Genomic DNA, 17596 nt, shown 5'->3' with positions numbered 1-17596 from the left:
TCACTAACCTTTTATTTTTAGCTATATAAATTTAATTCTTTTTTGGAATAAATATACAGGTAGTTGCCGCTCCAATAACCATAACTATTCCGACAAAAGCCTGTATATTTACCGTTTCATTCAATAATAGAATGGCCGTTATTACTCCGAAAACCGGTTCCATAGCCAGAAATATCCCGCTCACACTGGCAGAAACATTTTCCAGCCCTTTATTCCAGCACCATGCAGCCACCAGACTGCATCCTATACCCAGATAAGCTATAGCACCAATACCCTGAAAAGAATAATGAATATCCCAGTTTTCAACTAGAAACAGCATAAACGGCAAACCAAATACAGTACCCGTTTGCAACGTTAAGGCTGTATATATCTTAACATTTATTTCGCGTAGTAACTTTTGTGACAAACGTATCCAGAAAGCCATGACAATAGTTGAAGTAAATACCAGCGAGGCTCCCAACAATGCAGTATTACCACTGGCTTTTTCCGGTTTACCTACTACCAGCAGCACCCCTATAAAAGCCACAATGCCCAGTATAAATACCAGCAATGGTGTTTTTTCGCGAAAAAAAATCAGACCCACCAGTACTATAATAATTGGTTCCATACCGATAATGGTGACCGCATTGACCGCAGGAATAAGTTTCAAACCCGTAACCTGTAACAGATAAGTTACAGGATATGTCAGCAATCCTAGTCCGATAATTTTGATCAGTTGTACTTTGGAAATGACATTATGGTTTTTAAAATAGCTCCACGTGATGGGTAAGGTAACTACTGCTGCCAATATCAGCCTGCCGAGTACCACAAGTGATGGATCCAGCATGTCATAAGCCATTTTTGTAGCAATAAACGAGCTACCCCACATAAATGAAGCAATTAAGAGATAAAGCATAATTTCAAACTAAACAAACTAAAAATTCTGCGCACTGACTCGTTTTAAATACATGATTCAATTAATCTGAACAAATATTTGTCAGTGTTTTAACCAAATATCATGTCTATTTGCAATACGTTTCAAAGCCAGTACGCTTTTCTGTACACAAAAGCATGCATATTAGCATACACAAACATTTATAAACTGCTAGAATCCTCCCAGCAGAATAAATAATTTGACTAAGCTCTTCTCAGAATTAAAAGAAATTTTTGACTATGTTTTATTTTAGTATTAACAGCCCGGACAACTGTCATCTTGGTTTTCTGGTACTCATGGATGAAGATAATTCAGCTTATACTGATGGAGCTACCGGCTATTATGCTGTTAAAGCACAGGCTGATGAAACAGACCAGCAAGCCTGTCCGGTACAATGGCAGATATTGCAGCAATTATCAGTTCAGGACAGTCTTCGTTGGTTTCGCAAAGCCGATTATGTTCAGCTTTGTGATGCTGAAAACAATATTATAGGGCGTTTACAGCAACAATATCTCATTTTATGTGGTCAGCATTTTATACTGAATGACCTCACCGGCACCCTGTAACCACAACATATGTATTGGTAAGGTTATTTATGTCTACACCTGATATGCTTCCATCCGGCAACCAGTTTGCTTTTGCCTGTACCAGACGATTTTTACCGCTGTTTGGTACTCAGTTTTTTGGAGCGTTTAATGATAATCTGTTTAAAACCTCATTATTCGTTTTAATCAGCTTTTATGGGCTTGGCGCTAATTCATGGTTACCAGCAAGCCAGATGCTGAATGCTGGTGCCCTGCTGTATATTCTGCCCTTTTTTCTTTTCTCTGCATTATCTGGTGAATTATCTAATAAAATGGATAAAGCCATTCTGGCGCGCTGGATAAAAGCTGCTGAAATCTGCATTATGCTGATAGCAGGTATCGGCTTTTGGATGCAGTCTGTGACAATATTGATGTTATGCCTGTTTCTGATGGGCACACATTCTACTTTGTTCGGTCCGTTAAAATATGCGGTATTACCAGAATATCTCCCTAAATATGAACTACTCAACGGTAATAGCCTGATCGAAAGCGGTACTTTTCTATCAATATTATTCGGGCAGATTTTAGGTACTATTCTGGCTGGCACCAATACAGCATGGCTGTTTGGTATCCTGCTGTTCGTCGCTATTCTTGGGCAGATTGCCAGTATATTTATGCCAAGGGTACCCGCACAAATTCCACAGCAATATATTGATTCAAACATCATGCGGAGTACAAAACAGCTACTTAAGCAAACTTATCTGCAAAAAAATCTCTGGATTGCCATAATCGGTATTTCCTGGTTCTGGCTGATTGGTTCTGTATATATAACCCAGCTCCCTACTTTTACCCGTTTGAATCTTGGTGGAAACGAGGCTGTATTTAATTTAATGCTAACACTCTTCTCCCTTGGCATAGGTACGGGTTCTATAGTTTGTGCACGGATTAGCCGCCATCAGTTACATCTTAGTCTGGTTGTGATCGGGACAATCGGCCTGAGTATATTCGGTCTGCTGCTGGTATGGTTCACACCGTCACAACCTAATCTGCCAGTTGCCGGTATCGGTACATTTATCGGCCGGCCGGACAGCATGGCAATAATCATTTGCATAATCGGTATTGGTTTTTTCGGCGGCTTTTTCTCACTGCCATTATACACATGGCTGCAAACAGCCAGCAGCGATCAGTTCCGTTCGCATGCAATTGCTGCCAATAATATTATCAACGGTCTGTTTATGGTTTGTGCAGCCATATTAAGTGCTGTACTGATCTGGCTGTTTAACAGCATTAATGCCCTATACATGATTGTGGCGCTGGGAAATGTGCTCGTTTTAATTTACTTATTACGAAGTCAAGAGTTACGTATTGATTTTAAGGAATTTATTTTACGAAAACATTAAAACGTTTACCTGATAGCTTTAAATTAGCGTTTTGAAATAGGTATAATACCGGATGGTTTTAATAAACAGCAATTTAATTAAAGCCAGTATCCTCTTTTATCCAGCTAGTTTGGGCAAGGCATTATGTCAGATAACGATACGATTCATATTCGCGGTGCACGCACACACAATCTTAAAAATATAGATCTGGATATTCCCCGTCATCAACTGGTTGTCATTACCGGTTTGTCTGGTAGTGGTAAATCCTCACTGGCTTTTGATACTTTGTATGCAGAAGGACAACGACGCTACGTAGAAAGCCTGTCGGCCTATGCTCGCCAGTTTTTGCAAATGATGGAAAAACCGGATGTAGATTTAATTGAAGGTTTGTCACCAGCTATTTCCATTGAGCAGAAAGCAACCAGTCATAATCCGCGCTCTACCGTAGGAACAGTCACTGAAATTCATGACTATTTGCGCTTATTGTATGCACGTGTCGGCACACCGTATTGTCCTGAACATAATTTGCCTTTATCCAGTCAGACTGTTTCCCAGATGGTTGACCATATACTGAACCTGCCTGAAGAAAGCCGGGTAATGATTCTGGCTCCGGCAGTGCGCGGTCGCAAAGGTGAATTTCTTGAATACTTTGCTGATTTACAGGTACAGGGTTTTGCACGGGTGCGTGTTGATGGTGAGGTATACGCGATTGAAGAAGTACCAAAACTGCAAAAAAACATCAAGCATGATATAGATGTGGTTATTGACCGGGTAAAAGTACGCGCTGATATCAAACAGCGTTTGGCTGAAAGTTTTGAAACTGCACTGCGTCTGGGCAATGAGCGTGCTCTGGCTATCGAAATGGATAGTGGTAAAGAACACTGGTTTTCAGCACGCTTTGCCTGTCCGGTATGTTCGTATAGTCTGCAGGAACTCGAACCACGTCTTTTCAGCTTTAACAACCCTGTCGGAGCCTGTCCCAGTTGTGACGGACTTGGCAGCATGGATTATTTTGATCCTGAACGAGTAGTAATGCATCCGGATTTATCGCTGGCCGCAGGAGCTATCAAGGGCTGGGATAAACGTAATACTTTCTATTTCCAGATGATTCAGTCACTCGGACAGCATTTTAAATTTGACGTTAATACGCCATTTAATGAATTAAAGGAAGAAATCCGGAATATTATTCTTTATGGTTCCGGTAAAGAGCAGATTGAATTTACCTATCTGTCTGAACGGGGTACAAAATTTACCCGTAGTCATCCGTTTGAAGGTATTCTGCCTAATCTGGAACGGCGCTACCGAGAAACAGATTCCGCTACTGTACGCGAAGAATTAGCCCAGTATCAAAGTCATCGAGCCTGCCCGTCCTGCGGCGGTGCCCGTTTGCGAACAGAAGCACGATATGTCTATATAGGCGGAAAATCATTACCGGATGTCAATGCATGGCCGTTAACAGCGACACTGAATTTTTTCCAGAATCTGAATCTGGAAGGTAATAAAAAACAGATTGCTGAAAAAATTCTTAAAGAAATTAATGAGCGCCTTGGTTTTCTGATTAATGTCGGCCTGAATTACCTGAGTCTGGCACGCAGTGCTGAAACCTTATCTGGTGGTGAAGCTCAGCGTATCCGGCTGGCCAGCCAGATTGGTTCCGGCCTGACAGGTGTCATGTATGTACTGGATGAACCGTCTATCGGCCTGCACCAGCGCGATAATGACCGCCTGCTCGATACACTGAAACATCTGCGCGATCTGGGTAACAGCGTAATTGTCGTTGAGCATGATGAAGATGCTATCCGTGCCGCCGATTTTGTTGTCGATATGGGACCCGGTGCCGGTGAGCATGGCGGACAGGTTATTATCGCAGCTTCACCTGAAAAGGTGGCAGCTTGCAAAGAATCCATAACAGGACAATATCTGAGCGGGAAAAAAGCCATTAGCATGCCGGAACAGCGCAGTCCGGTTGATAAAGAGCGCTTACTGATATTAAGCGGTGCCAGTGGCAATAATCTTAAAAATGTAACCCTTACCTTGCCTCTCGGCCTGATTACCTGTATTACTGGTGTTTCAGGCAGCGGCAAATCTACTCTGATTAACGACACACTGGCAAAAATTACAGCACGTGAATTAAATCGCGCCAGTGAAGAGCCAGCTCCTTATGAAGATATCAAAGGACTGGAGCATCTGGATAAAGTCATTAATGTTGATCAGTCTCCCATAGGAAGGACTCCGCGTTCCAATCCTGCCACATATACCGGCCTGTTTACACCTATCCGCGAACTGTTTGCCGGGGTACCACTGTCTCGCGAACGCGGATATACAGTTGGCCGATTCTCGTTTAATGTAAAAGGCGGACGCTGTGAAGCCTGTCAGGGTGATGGTGTTATTAAAGTAGAAATGCATTTTCTTCCCGACATTTATGTACCCTGCGAGGTTTGCCATGGAAAACGCTATAATCGTGAAACACTGGAAATACAATACAAAGGCAAAAATATCAGTGAAATTCTGGAAATGACCGTGGAAGAAGCCTGCACATTTTTCGATGCTGTACCGACAGTTAAGCGAAAATTGCAGACATTGCTGGACGTAGGACTGGGTTATGTACGATTAGGACAGTCTGCCACTACACTTTCCGGCGGTGAAGCTCAACGGGTAAAACTGGCGCTGGAACTCTCCAAACGCGATACCGGGCGGACACTTTATATACTTGATGAACCAACCACCGGCTTACACTTTGCCGATATAGCTCTGTTACTGGACGTTATTCATCGCCTGAAAGGGAAAGGTAATAGTATTGTTATTATCGAACATAATCTGGATGTAATTAAAACAGCTGATTATATCGTTGATCTGGGTCCGGAAGGTGGTGATGGAGGCGGTACGATTATCGCGGAAGGTACTCCGGAAGAAGTTGCAGCCAATCCTAAAAGCTATACCGGAAAATACCTTAAGCCAATGCTTGGCAAATGAATAAATTAAACTGTGGAGCTGTTATCGGTCGCACAGTTTAATTACCAGTTAAAAAACTATTAACCAAAGTAAACATGCATGTAAAAAATACAAGTAACATGCATTTTGTGTTAATGTTCAGCTGTATATTTTTATTGCGTATCTTACTCAAGGTTAAATATGAAAAAATTGTTATTTGCATTATTGTCAGTGGCAGCAATCAGTACGGTACTGACAGCGTGTACTCAGAAAACTGAATCCGTACCGGCCGCCAGTTCTGGCAGTACTCCTGCAACAACAGATAAAACAATACTGAAAGTTGCTGCTTCACCTGTTCCTCATGCAGAAATTCTTCAGGTAGCTAAACCATTACTGGAAAAAGAAGGAATTGATTTACAAATCATTCAGATGACTGACTATGTACGTCCGAATATCGCCCTGAATGAGAAAGATGTAGATGCTAACTTCTCTCAGCATAAACCTTATCTGGAAGATTTTGTCCAGAAACACAAAATGCAGTTAACACCGATTGCCAATATTCATGTAGAACCGATGGGTATTTACTCTAAAAAAGTAAAAGCACTCAGTGAAACACCTGATGACGGGCTGGTTACTATTCCAAATGATGCTACCAATGGTGGCCGAGCTTTGTTATTGCTGCAAAAAGCCGGTTTAATTAAATTAAAAGCAGATGCGGGTATCAGTGCTACTGTACGTGATATTGTTGATAATCCGAAACATCTCAAAATTACACCAATGGATGCGCCTCAGTTACCGCGTACTTTAAATGATGCTACTCTGTCTGTAATTAATACCAATTTTGCTATGGAAGCTAAACTGGTACCAACCAAAGATGCTTTATTTATTGAATCAAAAGATTCACCTTATGCAAATATTCTGGTTGTCCGCATAGGGGATGAAAATCGTGATGCAATCCAAAAGCTGAAACAGGCCATGACTTCACCTGAAGTGAAAAAATTTATTGAAGAAAAATATCAGGGTGCCATCATTCCTGCATTCTGATTAATTATTTCATTTTAGGAAATAAAATAAACCCTTATGTTTGTAACATAAGGGTTATTTTTAATTTATAGCAATTCAAAAAATATTTATGATAAATCTTTTGGATTCACAGCCTGCCACATTCCCAAAGGTAACTTAAGGGAGAAAACATCTAGCTGCCCTATTCCTACTCGCACTAAACGTAAACAAGGCCAGCCGACTTTTGCACACATGCGTCGTACCTGCCTGTTTTTACCTTCACTGATTCGAATTTGCAGCCAGAAATCAGTTACTGTTTTGCGTTCACGAATTGGCGGTACTCGCGGCCATAAACGGGCACTATCAGCAGCACTAACCAATTGAACCTGAGCAGGCTGTGTAATAAAGTCGCTCAGATTTACCCCATCAGCCAATTGCTGCATGCGTTCATTATCCGGTTTACCTTCCACCTGTGCCCAGTATGTTTTTATCAGTTTATACTTAGGATGAGCAATTTTTGCCTGTAAACGTCCGTTGGCAGTTAATAAAAGCAATCCTTCACTATCTGTATCCAGCCGGCCTGCCGGATAGACATCGGGTAATGATACAAATTGCTTCAAGGTAGGATGTTTCTCATGAGCGCTAAACTGACAAATCACACCATAGGGTTTATTCAGTACAATCAGTTCAGGTACAGACATTATGCTTCCAATCAGAAAATCAGGCTGTCAGGAATGCTGACAGCCTGTTTTATAAACACAAAGGTTTAGCTCAGTAATAAAGCATCATCAGATACTTTTTCGCCCTGAGTATGTTCGAACATCTTTAATAGATCCGCCACACTCATACCGGCACGTTTGTCACCAGCCACATCCAGCACTACACGCCCCTGATGCAGCATGACAGTACGTGATCCGTGATCCAGAGCCTGCTGCATCGAATGTGTTACCATCATTGCAGTTAATTTATTTTCACGCACAATGCGGTCTGTCAGCTCCAGTACAAAAGCAGCTGTTTTAGGATCCAGTGCAGCTGTATGCTCATCAAGCAATAAAATTTTAGAACTTTGCAAGGATGCCATCAACAAACTGACAGCCTGTCGCTGCCCACCGGAAAGCAAACCAATTCTGTCGCTCAATCGGTTCTCCAGCCCCAGGTTAAGCATTGCCAGTTTTTCACGGAACAGTTCACGATACTGACGTTTAATAGCCGGACGCAAACCACGACTGCTGCCACGCCGCAGTGCCAGAGCCATATTTTCTTCAATGGTTAAGGCTTCACAGGTACCGGCAAGTGGGTCTTGAAAAACACGTGCTACTAATGGCGCACGTTTATAAGCAGGTTCACTGGTAACATCTTTACTATTGATAGTAATCGTACCGGAATCTACCATGGTGTCACCGCTGATAGCATTAAGAAAAGTAGATTTACCGGCACCATTACTACCGATAACGGTAACAAACTCACCATCTGCAATACTTAAACTCATGCCTCGCAAAGCAGGATTTTCAATTGGTGTTCCCGCATTGAATGTAAGGCGTAAATTATCTGCGCGCATCATGCTTTGAATTTCCTTTTAAAGTAACCTTTGATTGCCGGCAAACGCAGCGCAAGTACAACTAAAATTGCTGTAACCAGATTTAAATCCTGCGGTCCAAAGCCCATATGCTGCAATGTATCACTGCCCAGCGCCAGTGCAATAAATGCACGGTAAAGTACTGCTCCCACTATAACGGCCAGTGTAATAATGATGAACCGTTTTCCCGGAATCAGGGTTTCACCAATAATCACTGCGGCCAGCCCGACGACAATCGTGCCGATACCGATTGATATATCTGCACCGCCCTGAGTCTGCACAAATAGTGCACCGGCCAAAGCAATAAATGCGTTTGATATCGCCATGCCTAACAGCAAAATACGTGAGGTATTCACACCCTGAGCACGAGCCATTCGTGCATTTACGCCAGTAGCTCGCATTGATAAGCCAATTTCTGTAGCAAAAAACCAGTCCAGAAAAAATTTTGCAACCAGCACAAAACCAAAAATCACTAGCGGCTGCACCCAATACTGGTTGCTTCCGTCTGCATTAAAAAACGGCGTGAATACACTGGGCTGATCCAGTAAAGGCAAATTAGGTGCACCCATAATACGCAGGTTAACCGAATACAAAGCAACCATAACCAGAATACTGGCCAACAGCTGCATGATTTTTAAAGAAACATGCAGCCATGCTGTTACCAAACCGGCACATGCACCGGCAACTCCGCCAAGTGCAGTAGCCAGCCACGGATTAATACCATGGGTAACACAAATGGCAAATACAGCACCGCCGAGCGGAAAACTGCCGTCGGCAGTTAAATCAGGAAAATCCAGAATACGGAATGAAATCAGTACACCCAGAGCAACGAGAGCATATATCAGTCCGCTTTCTAAAGCGCCAAATAAAGCTATAGAAGACATATTAACCAATTAATAAATTGTGGTTGAAAATAAAAACAACATCGGCAAAGCCTGAATCAGCTTGCCGATGTTACGGTATCCGTCCCAGAGGCTTTCTATAATCCTAATCGACTAATTTAGCCTGTTTGAGTAATTGCTCCGAAAATGTAATACCTTGTTCGGCAGCATGAGATTTACTTACCATCAAATCAAGCTGATCTGCGGTCATACGCTGCGGAGCAATGTTACCAGCCTGCTCTCCTTTGAGAATCCGACCTACAATTTTACCAGTAGCAGTACCAAGCTCATGATAATTAACCCCCAGTGCTACAGCTGCACCGCGTTTTACCGAACCGGTATCTGAAGCCACCAAGGGCATTTTCATATCTTTGGCAACTTTGTACATGGATTCATAAGCAGAAACCACATTATTGTCCAGAGAGGTATAAATCAGATCTGCCTTACCCTGCAAGCTTTTAGTAGCCATGGGGACATCAGTTGTACGCTGTGCTGGAGCTGCTGCCACAGTAATACCGTCCTTAGCCAGTAAAGACTGTAATTGTCCGAGCACAACAGTTGAATTGATTTCACCCGGGCTATATACATAACCCACTGTTTTCAGGTTAGGTACAACTTGTTTCATTAAATCAATCTGTGGCTGTAAAGGCAGTTCATCAGACACACCGGTAACATTGGTTTTGCTGGGTTCCCAGCTTGTTACCAGTTTAGCGGCAACCGGATCGGTTACTGCTGCAAACACTATCGGAATTTTGCGCGTTGCTGCAACCATAGACTGTGCGCTTGGCGTGCCGATAGTAACAATTACATCCGGATTATTACCAGCGAATTTTTTAGCAATCTGACCGGCAGTAGCAGTATTCCCTTGTGCACTTTGAAAATCCAGCTGAAGATTTTTACCCTGTTCATAGCCTTCAGCACGCAGTTCATCTATCACACCCTGACGTACAGCATCCAAAGCAGGATGTTCAACAATTGCCGTAATGGCTACTTTTTTCGTATTGGTACCGCTGGTTTTATTTCCCTGTTCGGATTGCGAACAGGCAGAAAGCAAACAGGCAGCAGTTAAACCCAGAATAAATAAGGTTTTTTTTGCTCTGAGCATATGAGGTTCCTCAGCACAGGATTAATCCGGAAGCAATTTAGCAATAAAATTGCTTACACCTGCACAAGTAAGCAGATGATGGCATAAATTATACAAAAAACCAGCCTTATTGCGTAATTAAAATTGCTCAGACATACGCTTTTACATTGAAATATAATTTCAATATTTTATTTATTTAAGCAATAAAATTTTAAAAATATAATTCAATTACAAAAATAGTTCTTATAACTCATAATACTCGCCATATCACACTTTTCTTAGAAAACACCCTGCTTCACATTTTTTAATCTATCCGGCCGAAAACCACACAACCATGTTTTCCAGAATAACCGTTGCTGACGCGGTCGCGGTACGACCAGCTGATATTGCATGATATTTTGTAGTCCGTCCTGCTCAATTTCATTAAGCTGAGCCCAGGCTACTGCGAGCATGGCCAGACTGGGGCGCTGCCTGCGGTTATCTGCAGAGGGCAGCAAAGCAAGAGCAGAATTAAACTGCTGTTTTAATGTAGCAAGCCATGCGTTCATCAATGCCGTAAATTCAACTCCACCGTGTCGGTTAAGTACCAAATGAGCCGGAACATTAAATTGCTGTAATAACTCTACTGGAATATACAGCTTTCCCAGCCTTGTATCAGCACCAATCCGTGAGTAAATCATCACCAGCTGACATATTTCACCCACTTTATCGGCAAATTCCAAAGTTTGTTCTGCACTGAATCCCAAAACTCTGCTAGTTAAACGCCCCTGCACCATCCCTGCCTGTTTACTATAATGGCATAGCTGTTCCATATCCTGAAATCTGGCCTGAGTTAATTGCGTACGAAGTGCATCAGGCAAAGCCAGTATTTCAGCCAATGGTAAAGAATATCGGGTAATAAATGGTTTTAAAGCCTGTAATAAAGGATGTTCAGGAACAGAATCAGAGTTATACAGCTTATCTAGTTGTTGCTCCCACCATCGCAGTGTTGTCAAAGCCACATTAGCATCAGAACAATCTTCTACTACATCATTTAATTCTTGCTGCAAAGCATACAAAGCTATCAGTGCATGACGCTGCACCGAGGAAAGAAAAGGAAAACGAAAAGCCATAGCATTCCTGCTATGGCAAATTTTCTGAAGACAATATTCGAGTGGCTGCACAGCAATAAATTAAATTAACCTAAAACAGTATTGTAACCTTTTCCGGATATTTCTCCAGCCACTAATCTGCAATAAAAATTAACTTTTTAGCGTATCTTTTTTTACTTCACCGTTACGAAGTACAAAATTTAAACTATTATTCCAGAATTCAACCAGAAATAAATCATCTTCCGTCAGGTGCTGCTGCTGAATTTTTTGCTCCAGCCACTTTTCATCCTTATTTATCCGATGCAATTCCGTTGTACGCACCTCTCCTTCCTTAAATAAAATTAATGAAGGATATTTGCCTTTATCAGTTAACACCGTCAGCGAACCACTGGGCTCAATCTGTGCATAACTGACTTCCTGAAACGAAGTAATACCCTGAGCATGCAAAAGTGAAGCCACATTAAGAATATCAATCTTATTCTTTTTACGCAGAATATTATCCATCAAAAAATGTCCGTCTTTCATAATCGGAATCGGTTCACCAATAGCAAACATTCGGATAAAGCTGACATGCTTGCATACCCAGTTTAATAATGAAATAAGGCAAACACCGATTAACAACACAATAATATACTGATAAATCGGAATATCCTGATTATAAATCACCCCACCGATAATACCGCCAAGTACAAAGTTACCAATGAAATCTACCGGGGTCATCTGATTCAACTGCGTTTTACCTGTTACATTCAAATGCAGAATGACAATAATAAAACCAACGAGAAACTTAGCCAGCACCCATAAATAATATTCCATAAGAATTTTTCCTGTATTAAAGTTAAATTCCCGACCAGCTATTACCGGTCAGAGTTTATTCCCCTCATACAAGCATCATTCTTAACTTTATTCATAAACTCTGAAAATGAACATTAAGATACTTTAGTTTAATTTGCTTTATTTTAAATAAATGATAAAGATAACATTTTACAAGCAATAATTTTTTATCAAGATGTAACTGATACCGTCTTAACCCTGAGCGAAAAATTTAATTACCTGTCAACGGTATTTATTTCTTTTATCAGGCAAATTACATCACAATTACATTTTTAAATGAAGAATGGTATTTATTCGGTATAATCAGATTAGTACACTAATTTCCGTTATAATTGGTTTCTTTACTCACTAAATGAAATATACATGTCAAATCAGCGCCTCATCATTGGCTTTCACGCAGTTAATGCCCGTTTATGGCAAAACCCGGACAGCATAATTGAACTTTATGTACTGGAGGGTAAACATGATGCCCGTATGCGCGATGTATTAAATAAAGCTGAAGCAGAAAATGTGCGCATTATCAGCGCAGATCAGGCACGGCTCGATACTTTGAGTAAACATGCCCGCCATCAGGGTGTAGTAGGCTTTATCGATGCTTCCAGACAACATGTAGACATAGAAGATGTACTTGAAAATCTGAATGAACCACCTTTATTGCTGATTCTTGATGGCATTACAGATCCGCATAATCTGGGAGCCTGTCTGCGAGTTGCAGATGTTATGGGAGTTCACGCGGTAATTGCACCCAAAGATAAAAGTGTCGGATTAAATGCTACCGTAAGTAAAGTAGCCTGTGGTGCTGCTGAAACAGTACCTTATATTACAGTAACAAATCTGGCACGCACCATTCGTGAATTGAAAAAGCGCGGTATCTGGATTATTGGTACTGATATGAACGGTAGTGATGACTTATATCACTTTACGGCCCCGGAAGCAGTAGCATGGGTAATGGGTGCAGAAGGTAATGGCATGCGCCGTTTAACACGAGATCTGTGTGATACACTGGTATCCATTCCCATGTTCGGAACCGTTGAAAGCCTGAATGTTTCTGTCAGCACTGGTATCGTTCTGAGCGAAACCCGTAGGCAACGGATACTATCTGCCTGAAGTCGGCTTTACAATAAAACACATTTCTGTTAAATATTATAAAGTTAAGGAGATACTGATGATTTGGTGTATTGCAGCTTTGGTTCTGTTTGTATTGGAAATGTTTAGCGGCACTTTTTATATGCTGGTAATCAGTGCCTCATTACTAAGTGCCGGTCTGGCTGAATGGCTGCTGAAAACCAGTGAGAGCGTCAATGCTGTTATTGCAATAGTTTTTTCTATTCTGGGTATTACCATCGTACGTGCCTGGCAAAATAAACATCCGCGTGAAAACATGGCAAAACCAACTGATGATCCGGACTACGGTCAGACAGTGATACTTACTCAGCTCCTACCCGACGGATTATGGCAGGTACATTATCGGGGCACTATCTGGCAGGCTCGTTTTAATCATCCAACTGACGCAAAATCCGGTGACAGTGCTCAAATCATCAGCCATCAAGGCAATATTTTAAATATTACTTCTCAAGCCCCTTCTACTCAGCAGGAATAATCATGATTCTGACTTTTATTTTTCTCGCCGCCATTGTTGCATTTATCTGCATGGCATTTAAAGTTGTACCTCAGCAGGAAGTCTATATTGTTGAACGTTTAGGCCGCTATCACGCTACTCTGGTAGCCGGTCTTAATTTTATTATTCCGATTATCGATCGTGTCGCTTATAAACATACTTTAAAGGAAATACCACTGGATGTACCCAGTCAGGTTTGTATTACCCGCGATAATACACAGCTTACAGTGGATGGTATTATCTATTTTCAGGTAACTGATCCTAAACTAGCATCCTATGGCTCCAGTAACTTTGTAGTTGCCATTACCCAACTGGCACAAACAACATTACGTTCAGTTATCGGTCGTATGGAACTGGATAAAACTTTTGAAGAACGTGATGATATTAACCATACCGTGGTTGCCTCACTGGATGAAGCAGCGGTTTCATGGGGAGTTAAAGTATTGCGCTATGAAATCAAAGATTTGGTTCCACCTCAGGAAATTCTGCGCTCAATGCAAGCTCAGATTACAGCCGAACGGGAAAAACGCGCACGTATTGCTCAGTCTGAAGGGATCAAGCAGGAACAGATTAATCTGGCGGCCGGTCAGCGTGAAGCTGAAATTCAGAAGTCACAAGGTGAAGCTCAAGCTTCTATCAATGAATCTCAGGGTGCCAAAGTAGCACAGATTAATCGCGCCGAAGGTGAAGCTGAAGCTTTGCGTCTGGTTGCACAGGCGACTGCGGAAGCAATTCGTCAGGTAGCTGCCGCAGTAAAAGAACCGGGCGGTACAGAAGCTGTGAATCTGAAAGTGGCTGAACAGTACGTAGATGCTTTTGCTAAACTGGCAAAAACCAATAACACTCTGATTATGCCTGCTAATGTTGCAGATATTGGTAGTCTGGTAAGTGCTGGCATGAGCATTATCAAAGGTCAGAACAACACAGCAGTTAAATAAATAACTTACGTAACTATTAAAAAATCAGGTTCCGGTTAATGATACCGGCAGCCTGATTTTTTATCCCTAACCCTGATACTGATTATTTCTAAATTATTCTTTTTAAAAGCAATATATTTAAATACATACTACTCTTCAGTTAACGGCCACAACCATGCCCAGACATTGCGGCCTTCACTGCGCAATACCATAAAAGTACGGCAAGCAGCAGCTGTAGACATACTTTCTACACCGATTCCTTTTGCGACTAATTGTGAAGTCAGACGCGGATGAATAAACACATGATGATTTCCGGTACCGATTAAAATCACTTCAGGCTTAAACTGTAAAGCCTGAGTAAAATCATCAATGGTTAACTCACTGGCTGCTTGCTTATCCAGTGTGAGCACTTCATCAGCAGTAATACATACAGGTTGAGTATACTGCCGGCCGTTTACAGTAATTTTTCCGGTATCAACTTCCTCAATCCATAATCCTTGTTTATCCCGGATTTCTTCAATTTGCATTAAAATTTCCTTATGCATAACCACACAACATACTATGGCTGTAGTAGTCAAAAAAGCAGTTTTCGGCTAGCATAGTAGATTATTCACGTAAAATTGCAAGTATCAGGCAGTCCATAAATTAAATTTGTCTATTTGAAGGAGTAAACATGCAGCCTCTGCGTATAGGCTTGCTGGGCGTCGGCACAGTAGGTGGTGGTACCGTCAAGTTATTACAGAATAATGCGGATGAAATTACCCGCCGGCTTGGTCGCGAATTAATTATTACCCGTGCAGCAAGTCGTAATATTGAACGTACCCGGGAAATATGCGGTAACAGCACTTTTGTTAGTGATGATGTATTTGAAGTAGTAAATGCAACTGATGTTGATGTTGTGGTAGAACTGATTGGCGGTACAACAATAGCTAAAGACGCTGTGATTCAGGCAATCAGAAACGGAAAGCACATTGTTACTGCCAATAAAAAACTTCTGGCAGAATACGGTAACGAAATTTTCCGACTGGCTTCTGAACACAATGTAATGGTGATGTATGAAGCTGCAGTTGCCGGCGGTATTCCCATTATTAAAGCTTTACGTGAGGGGCTGGCTGCCAACCATATCGAATCTATTGCCGGCATTATCAATGGCACCAGTAACTTTATTCTGAGTGAAATGCGTACCCGGGGCAGTACCTTTCCGGAAGCATTAAAACAGGCACAAGAACTGGGTTATGCAGAAGCCGATCCTACATTCGATATTGAAGGTCATGATGCCGGTCATAAATTAAGTATTATTTCCGCACTGGCATTCGGAACTCCGATTAATTTCAGCCAATGTTATCTGGAAGGCATCAGTCATCTGGAGAGTCTGGACATCTGTTATGCTGAGGAACTAGGCTATCGCATTAAATTACTTGGTATTACCCGCAAAACTCCGCAAGGTATCGAGCTGCGTGTACACCCTACTTTAATCCCTGAAAGCCGATTACTGGCAAAAGTAGAAGGAGTAATGAATGCTGTATCTGTACAGGCAGATATGATTGGGCAGACACTCTATTATGGTGCTGGTGCTGGTGCCGGCCCAACTGCCAGTGCGGTTATGGCTGATATTATTGATGTAACCCGATTACAGAATGCTGAAGCCAGCTACCGGGTTCCCTATCTGGCTTTTCAGTCTAATTCATTACAAAATATCTCCATTCTGCCAATGGATGAAATCACCAGCAGTTATTATCTGCGTGTATCTGCCTGTGATGAACCGGGTGTGCTGGGAGAAATTGCGAATATTCTGGCAGCAGAGAATATTTCTATTGAGGCTCTTATCCAAAAAGGTATTATTAATAAAGAATCTGCCGAAATTGTTATCCTGACACATTCAACCAAAGAACGTTTTATCAAACAGTCAATGGCCAGAATTCAGGCATTACCACGGGTATTATCCCCAGTTACCATGATTCGAATGGAAAGCTTACATCCTCGATAATTCCATCACTGGTCATGTTTCTGAAACGGGCATTATTTGCCCGTTTTTTTATCGTCGTTGCAGAAGTCAGCACAAAATTAGCTGTACCGTTTGTAAAAATAAAAATTTTATTTTTACAATATCGACAAAAGTAATTTAATTATCAATATCAGATTATTATTTCCGAGCATATAATAATTGAATATGCATAAAATAATTAAGCTAATCATATTTATATAATGTATTTATAAAATTTCAATAATTTACAATTAATTCATCATTTAAATGAATAAAATATACAAAATAAATATATTTATATATAATATTATACTAAAATATTGATTGTTTTTTTCCATAATGGTTCGTATATTCCATCAGTTACCAGTCAGATATCATCCGCGTTCTACCCGTAAAAATATACAGGGCTACAGCATGCTTCAGCTTCTGGTTACTCTGGCTGTTATCATTATATTAACCGTTATAGCTTATCCATATTATCGTCAGCATCAGTTACAGGCACGATTAAATCAGGCGAAGGCAGCACTGCTGATTAATGGTCAATTTCTTGCTGTACATTATCAGAAACATCTTAGTTATAAACAAAACAAGCACAACTGGCCAGAATTACCTGTCAGTAAAAATCAGCATTTCTGTTTTCGTATACAAGGGAACCCGAGTTTTGCTCGTGAAGAGCATTTCACACTTAAAGCTGTAGCCATTAATACTGAAGCTGAACCCCGAATTATCAAACTAAATCAGGATGGCAGAATATTTATCTGTCAAAGCAGTACCAGCCGCTGCGATGAAGAAAATCATTTTTTTGATGGTAAAGGTCAGCCAGACAAAAAATGCCGGATTTTTTAATTATTCTATATACAGG

Annotated in this window: 17 protein-coding genes; 9 read left to right on the top strand and 8 right to left on the bottom strand. The window is 41.3% G+C overall.

The window, feature by feature from the left end; translation table 11 throughout:
- Nucleotides 1-31 precede the first annotated feature (31 nt).
- A complete protein-coding gene (locus GYY70_RS02300) occupies nt 32-895 on the bottom strand; it encodes a DMT family transporter (protein WP_174831156.1) in 864 nt (287 codons plus the stop codon).
- A 257-nt stretch (nt 896-1152) separates the two neighbouring features.
- Between GYY70_RS02300 and GYY70_RS02295 the strand changes: the two genes are divergently transcribed.
- The 4 genes from GYY70_RS02295 to GYY70_RS02280 all read left to right on the top strand — a co-directional run bounded on the left by GYY70_RS02295 (nt 1153) and on the right by GYY70_RS02280 (nt 6791).
- Nucleotides 1153-1479, top strand: a complete 327-nt coding sequence (locus tag GYY70_RS02295) for a hypothetical protein (RefSeq protein ID WP_084563589.1) — start codon at nt 1153-1155, stop codon at nt 1477-1479.
- 29 nt (nt 1480-1508) lie between these two features.
- Nucleotides 1509-2837 (top strand): MFS transporter, encoded by a 1329-nt coding sequence (locus GYY70_RS02290; RefSeq protein WP_238791787.1) that lies wholly within the window; start codon nt 1509-1511, stop codon nt 2835-2837.
- Between the two features lie 123 nt (nt 2838-2960).
- Nucleotides 2961-5789 (top strand): excinuclease ABC subunit UvrA, encoded by a 2829-nt coding sequence (gene uvrA, locus GYY70_RS02285; RefSeq protein WP_174831154.1) that lies wholly within the window; start codon nt 2961-2963, stop codon nt 5787-5789.
- A gap of 159 nt (nt 5790-5948) precedes the next feature.
- On the top strand, nt 5949-6791 hold the full coding sequence (locus GYY70_RS02280) for a MetQ/NlpA family ABC transporter substrate-binding protein (RefSeq protein WP_174831152.1): 843 nt from the start codon (nt 5949-5951) through the stop codon (nt 6789-6791).
- Nucleotides 6792-6877: 86 nt separating this feature from the next.
- Here GYY70_RS02280 and GYY70_RS02275 read toward each other — a convergent pair whose 3' ends face one another.
- The 6 genes from GYY70_RS02275 to GYY70_RS02250 all read right to left on the bottom strand — a co-directional run bounded on the left by GYY70_RS02275 (nt 6878) and on the right by GYY70_RS02250 (nt 12197).
- Nucleotides 6878-7450 (bottom strand): pseudouridine synthase, encoded by a 573-nt coding sequence (locus GYY70_RS02275; protein WP_174831150.1) that lies wholly within the window; start codon nt 7448-7450, stop codon nt 6878-6880.
- A 65-nt stretch (nt 7451-7515) separates the two neighbouring features.
- A complete protein-coding gene (locus GYY70_RS02270) occupies nt 7516-8310 on the bottom strand; it encodes an ABC transporter ATP-binding protein (RefSeq protein WP_037393448.1) in 795 nt (264 codons plus the stop codon).
- A complete protein-coding gene (locus tag GYY70_RS02265; protein WP_084554280.1) occupies nt 8307-9209 on the bottom strand; it encodes an ABC transporter permease in 903 nt (300 codons plus the stop codon). The genes GYY70_RS02270 and GYY70_RS02265 overlap by 4 nt, the downstream gene beginning before the upstream one ends.
- A 103-nt stretch (nt 9210-9312) precedes the next feature.
- Nucleotides 9313-10311: an ABC transporter substrate-binding protein gene (locus GYY70_RS02260; RefSeq protein ID WP_174831148.1), complete on the bottom strand. Its 999-nt coding sequence runs from the start codon at nt 10309-10311 to the stop codon at nt 9313-9315.
- 257 nt (nt 10312-10568) lie between these two features.
- A complete protein-coding gene (locus tag GYY70_RS02255; protein ID WP_174831146.1) occupies nt 10569-11402 on the bottom strand; it encodes a squalene/phytoene synthase family protein in 834 nt (277 codons plus the stop codon).
- A 129-nt stretch (nt 11403-11531) separates the two neighbouring features.
- The gene (locus GYY70_RS02250) at nt 11532-12197 is read right to left on the bottom strand and encodes a DUF421 domain-containing protein (RefSeq protein ID WP_025330626.1); all 666 of its coding nucleotides are present in this window, start codon (nt 12195-12197) and stop codon (nt 11532-11534) included.
- A gap of 381 nt (nt 12198-12578) precedes the next feature.
- Between GYY70_RS02250 and rlmB the strand changes: the two genes are divergently transcribed.
- The 3 genes from rlmB to GYY70_RS02235 are packed head-to-tail and all read left to right on the top strand — an operon-like array spanning nt 12579 to nt 14771.
- Nucleotides 12579-13322: a 23S rRNA (guanosine(2251)-2'-O)-methyltransferase RlmB gene (rlmB, locus tag GYY70_RS02245; protein WP_084551869.1), complete on the top strand. Its 744-nt coding sequence runs from the start codon at nt 12579-12581 to the stop codon at nt 13320-13322.
- A gap of 58 nt (nt 13323-13380) precedes the next feature.
- Nucleotides 13381-13815, top strand: coding sequence for an NfeD family protein (locus GYY70_RS02240; protein ID WP_025330624.1), 435 nt, complete (start codon nt 13381-13383; stop codon nt 13813-13815).
- A gap of 2 nt (nt 13816-13817) precedes the next feature.
- Entirely contained in the window at nt 13818-14771 is a 954-nt protein-coding gene (locus GYY70_RS02235; protein ID WP_037393457.1) for an SPFH domain-containing protein, read from the top strand.
- A gap of 128 nt (nt 14772-14899) precedes the next feature.
- Here the strand turns inward: GYY70_RS02235 and GYY70_RS02230 are convergent, their stop codons facing one another.
- Nucleotides 14900-15277, bottom strand: a complete 378-nt coding sequence (locus GYY70_RS02230; protein WP_174831144.1) for an Mth938-like domain-containing protein — start codon at nt 15275-15277, stop codon at nt 14900-14902.
- A gap of 146 nt (nt 15278-15423) precedes the next feature.
- Here GYY70_RS02230 and GYY70_RS02225 point away from each other — a divergent pair, with 146 nt between their 5' ends.
- Nucleotides 15424-16737 carry a homoserine dehydrogenase gene (locus tag GYY70_RS02225; protein ID WP_096765367.1) on the top strand — a complete coding sequence of 438 codons (1314 nt, stop codon included), beginning with the start codon at nt 15424-15426 and terminating at the stop codon, nt 16735-16737.
- A 336-nt stretch (nt 16738-17073) separates the two neighbouring features.
- Nucleotides 17074-17580, top strand: coding sequence for a type IV pilin protein (locus GYY70_RS02220; protein ID WP_084565604.1), 507 nt, complete (start codon nt 17074-17076; stop codon nt 17578-17580).
- Nucleotides 17581-17596: the final 16 nt, after the last annotated feature.

The organism is Snodgrassella sp. ESL0324, assembly GCF_013344955.1.
Taxonomy (GTDB): Bacteria; Pseudomonadota; Gammaproteobacteria; order Burkholderiales; family Neisseriaceae; genus Snodgrassella; species Snodgrassella alvi.
Note: the sequence above shows the minus strand (reverse complement) of the source record. Positions and strands in the feature narration are given on the sequence as shown.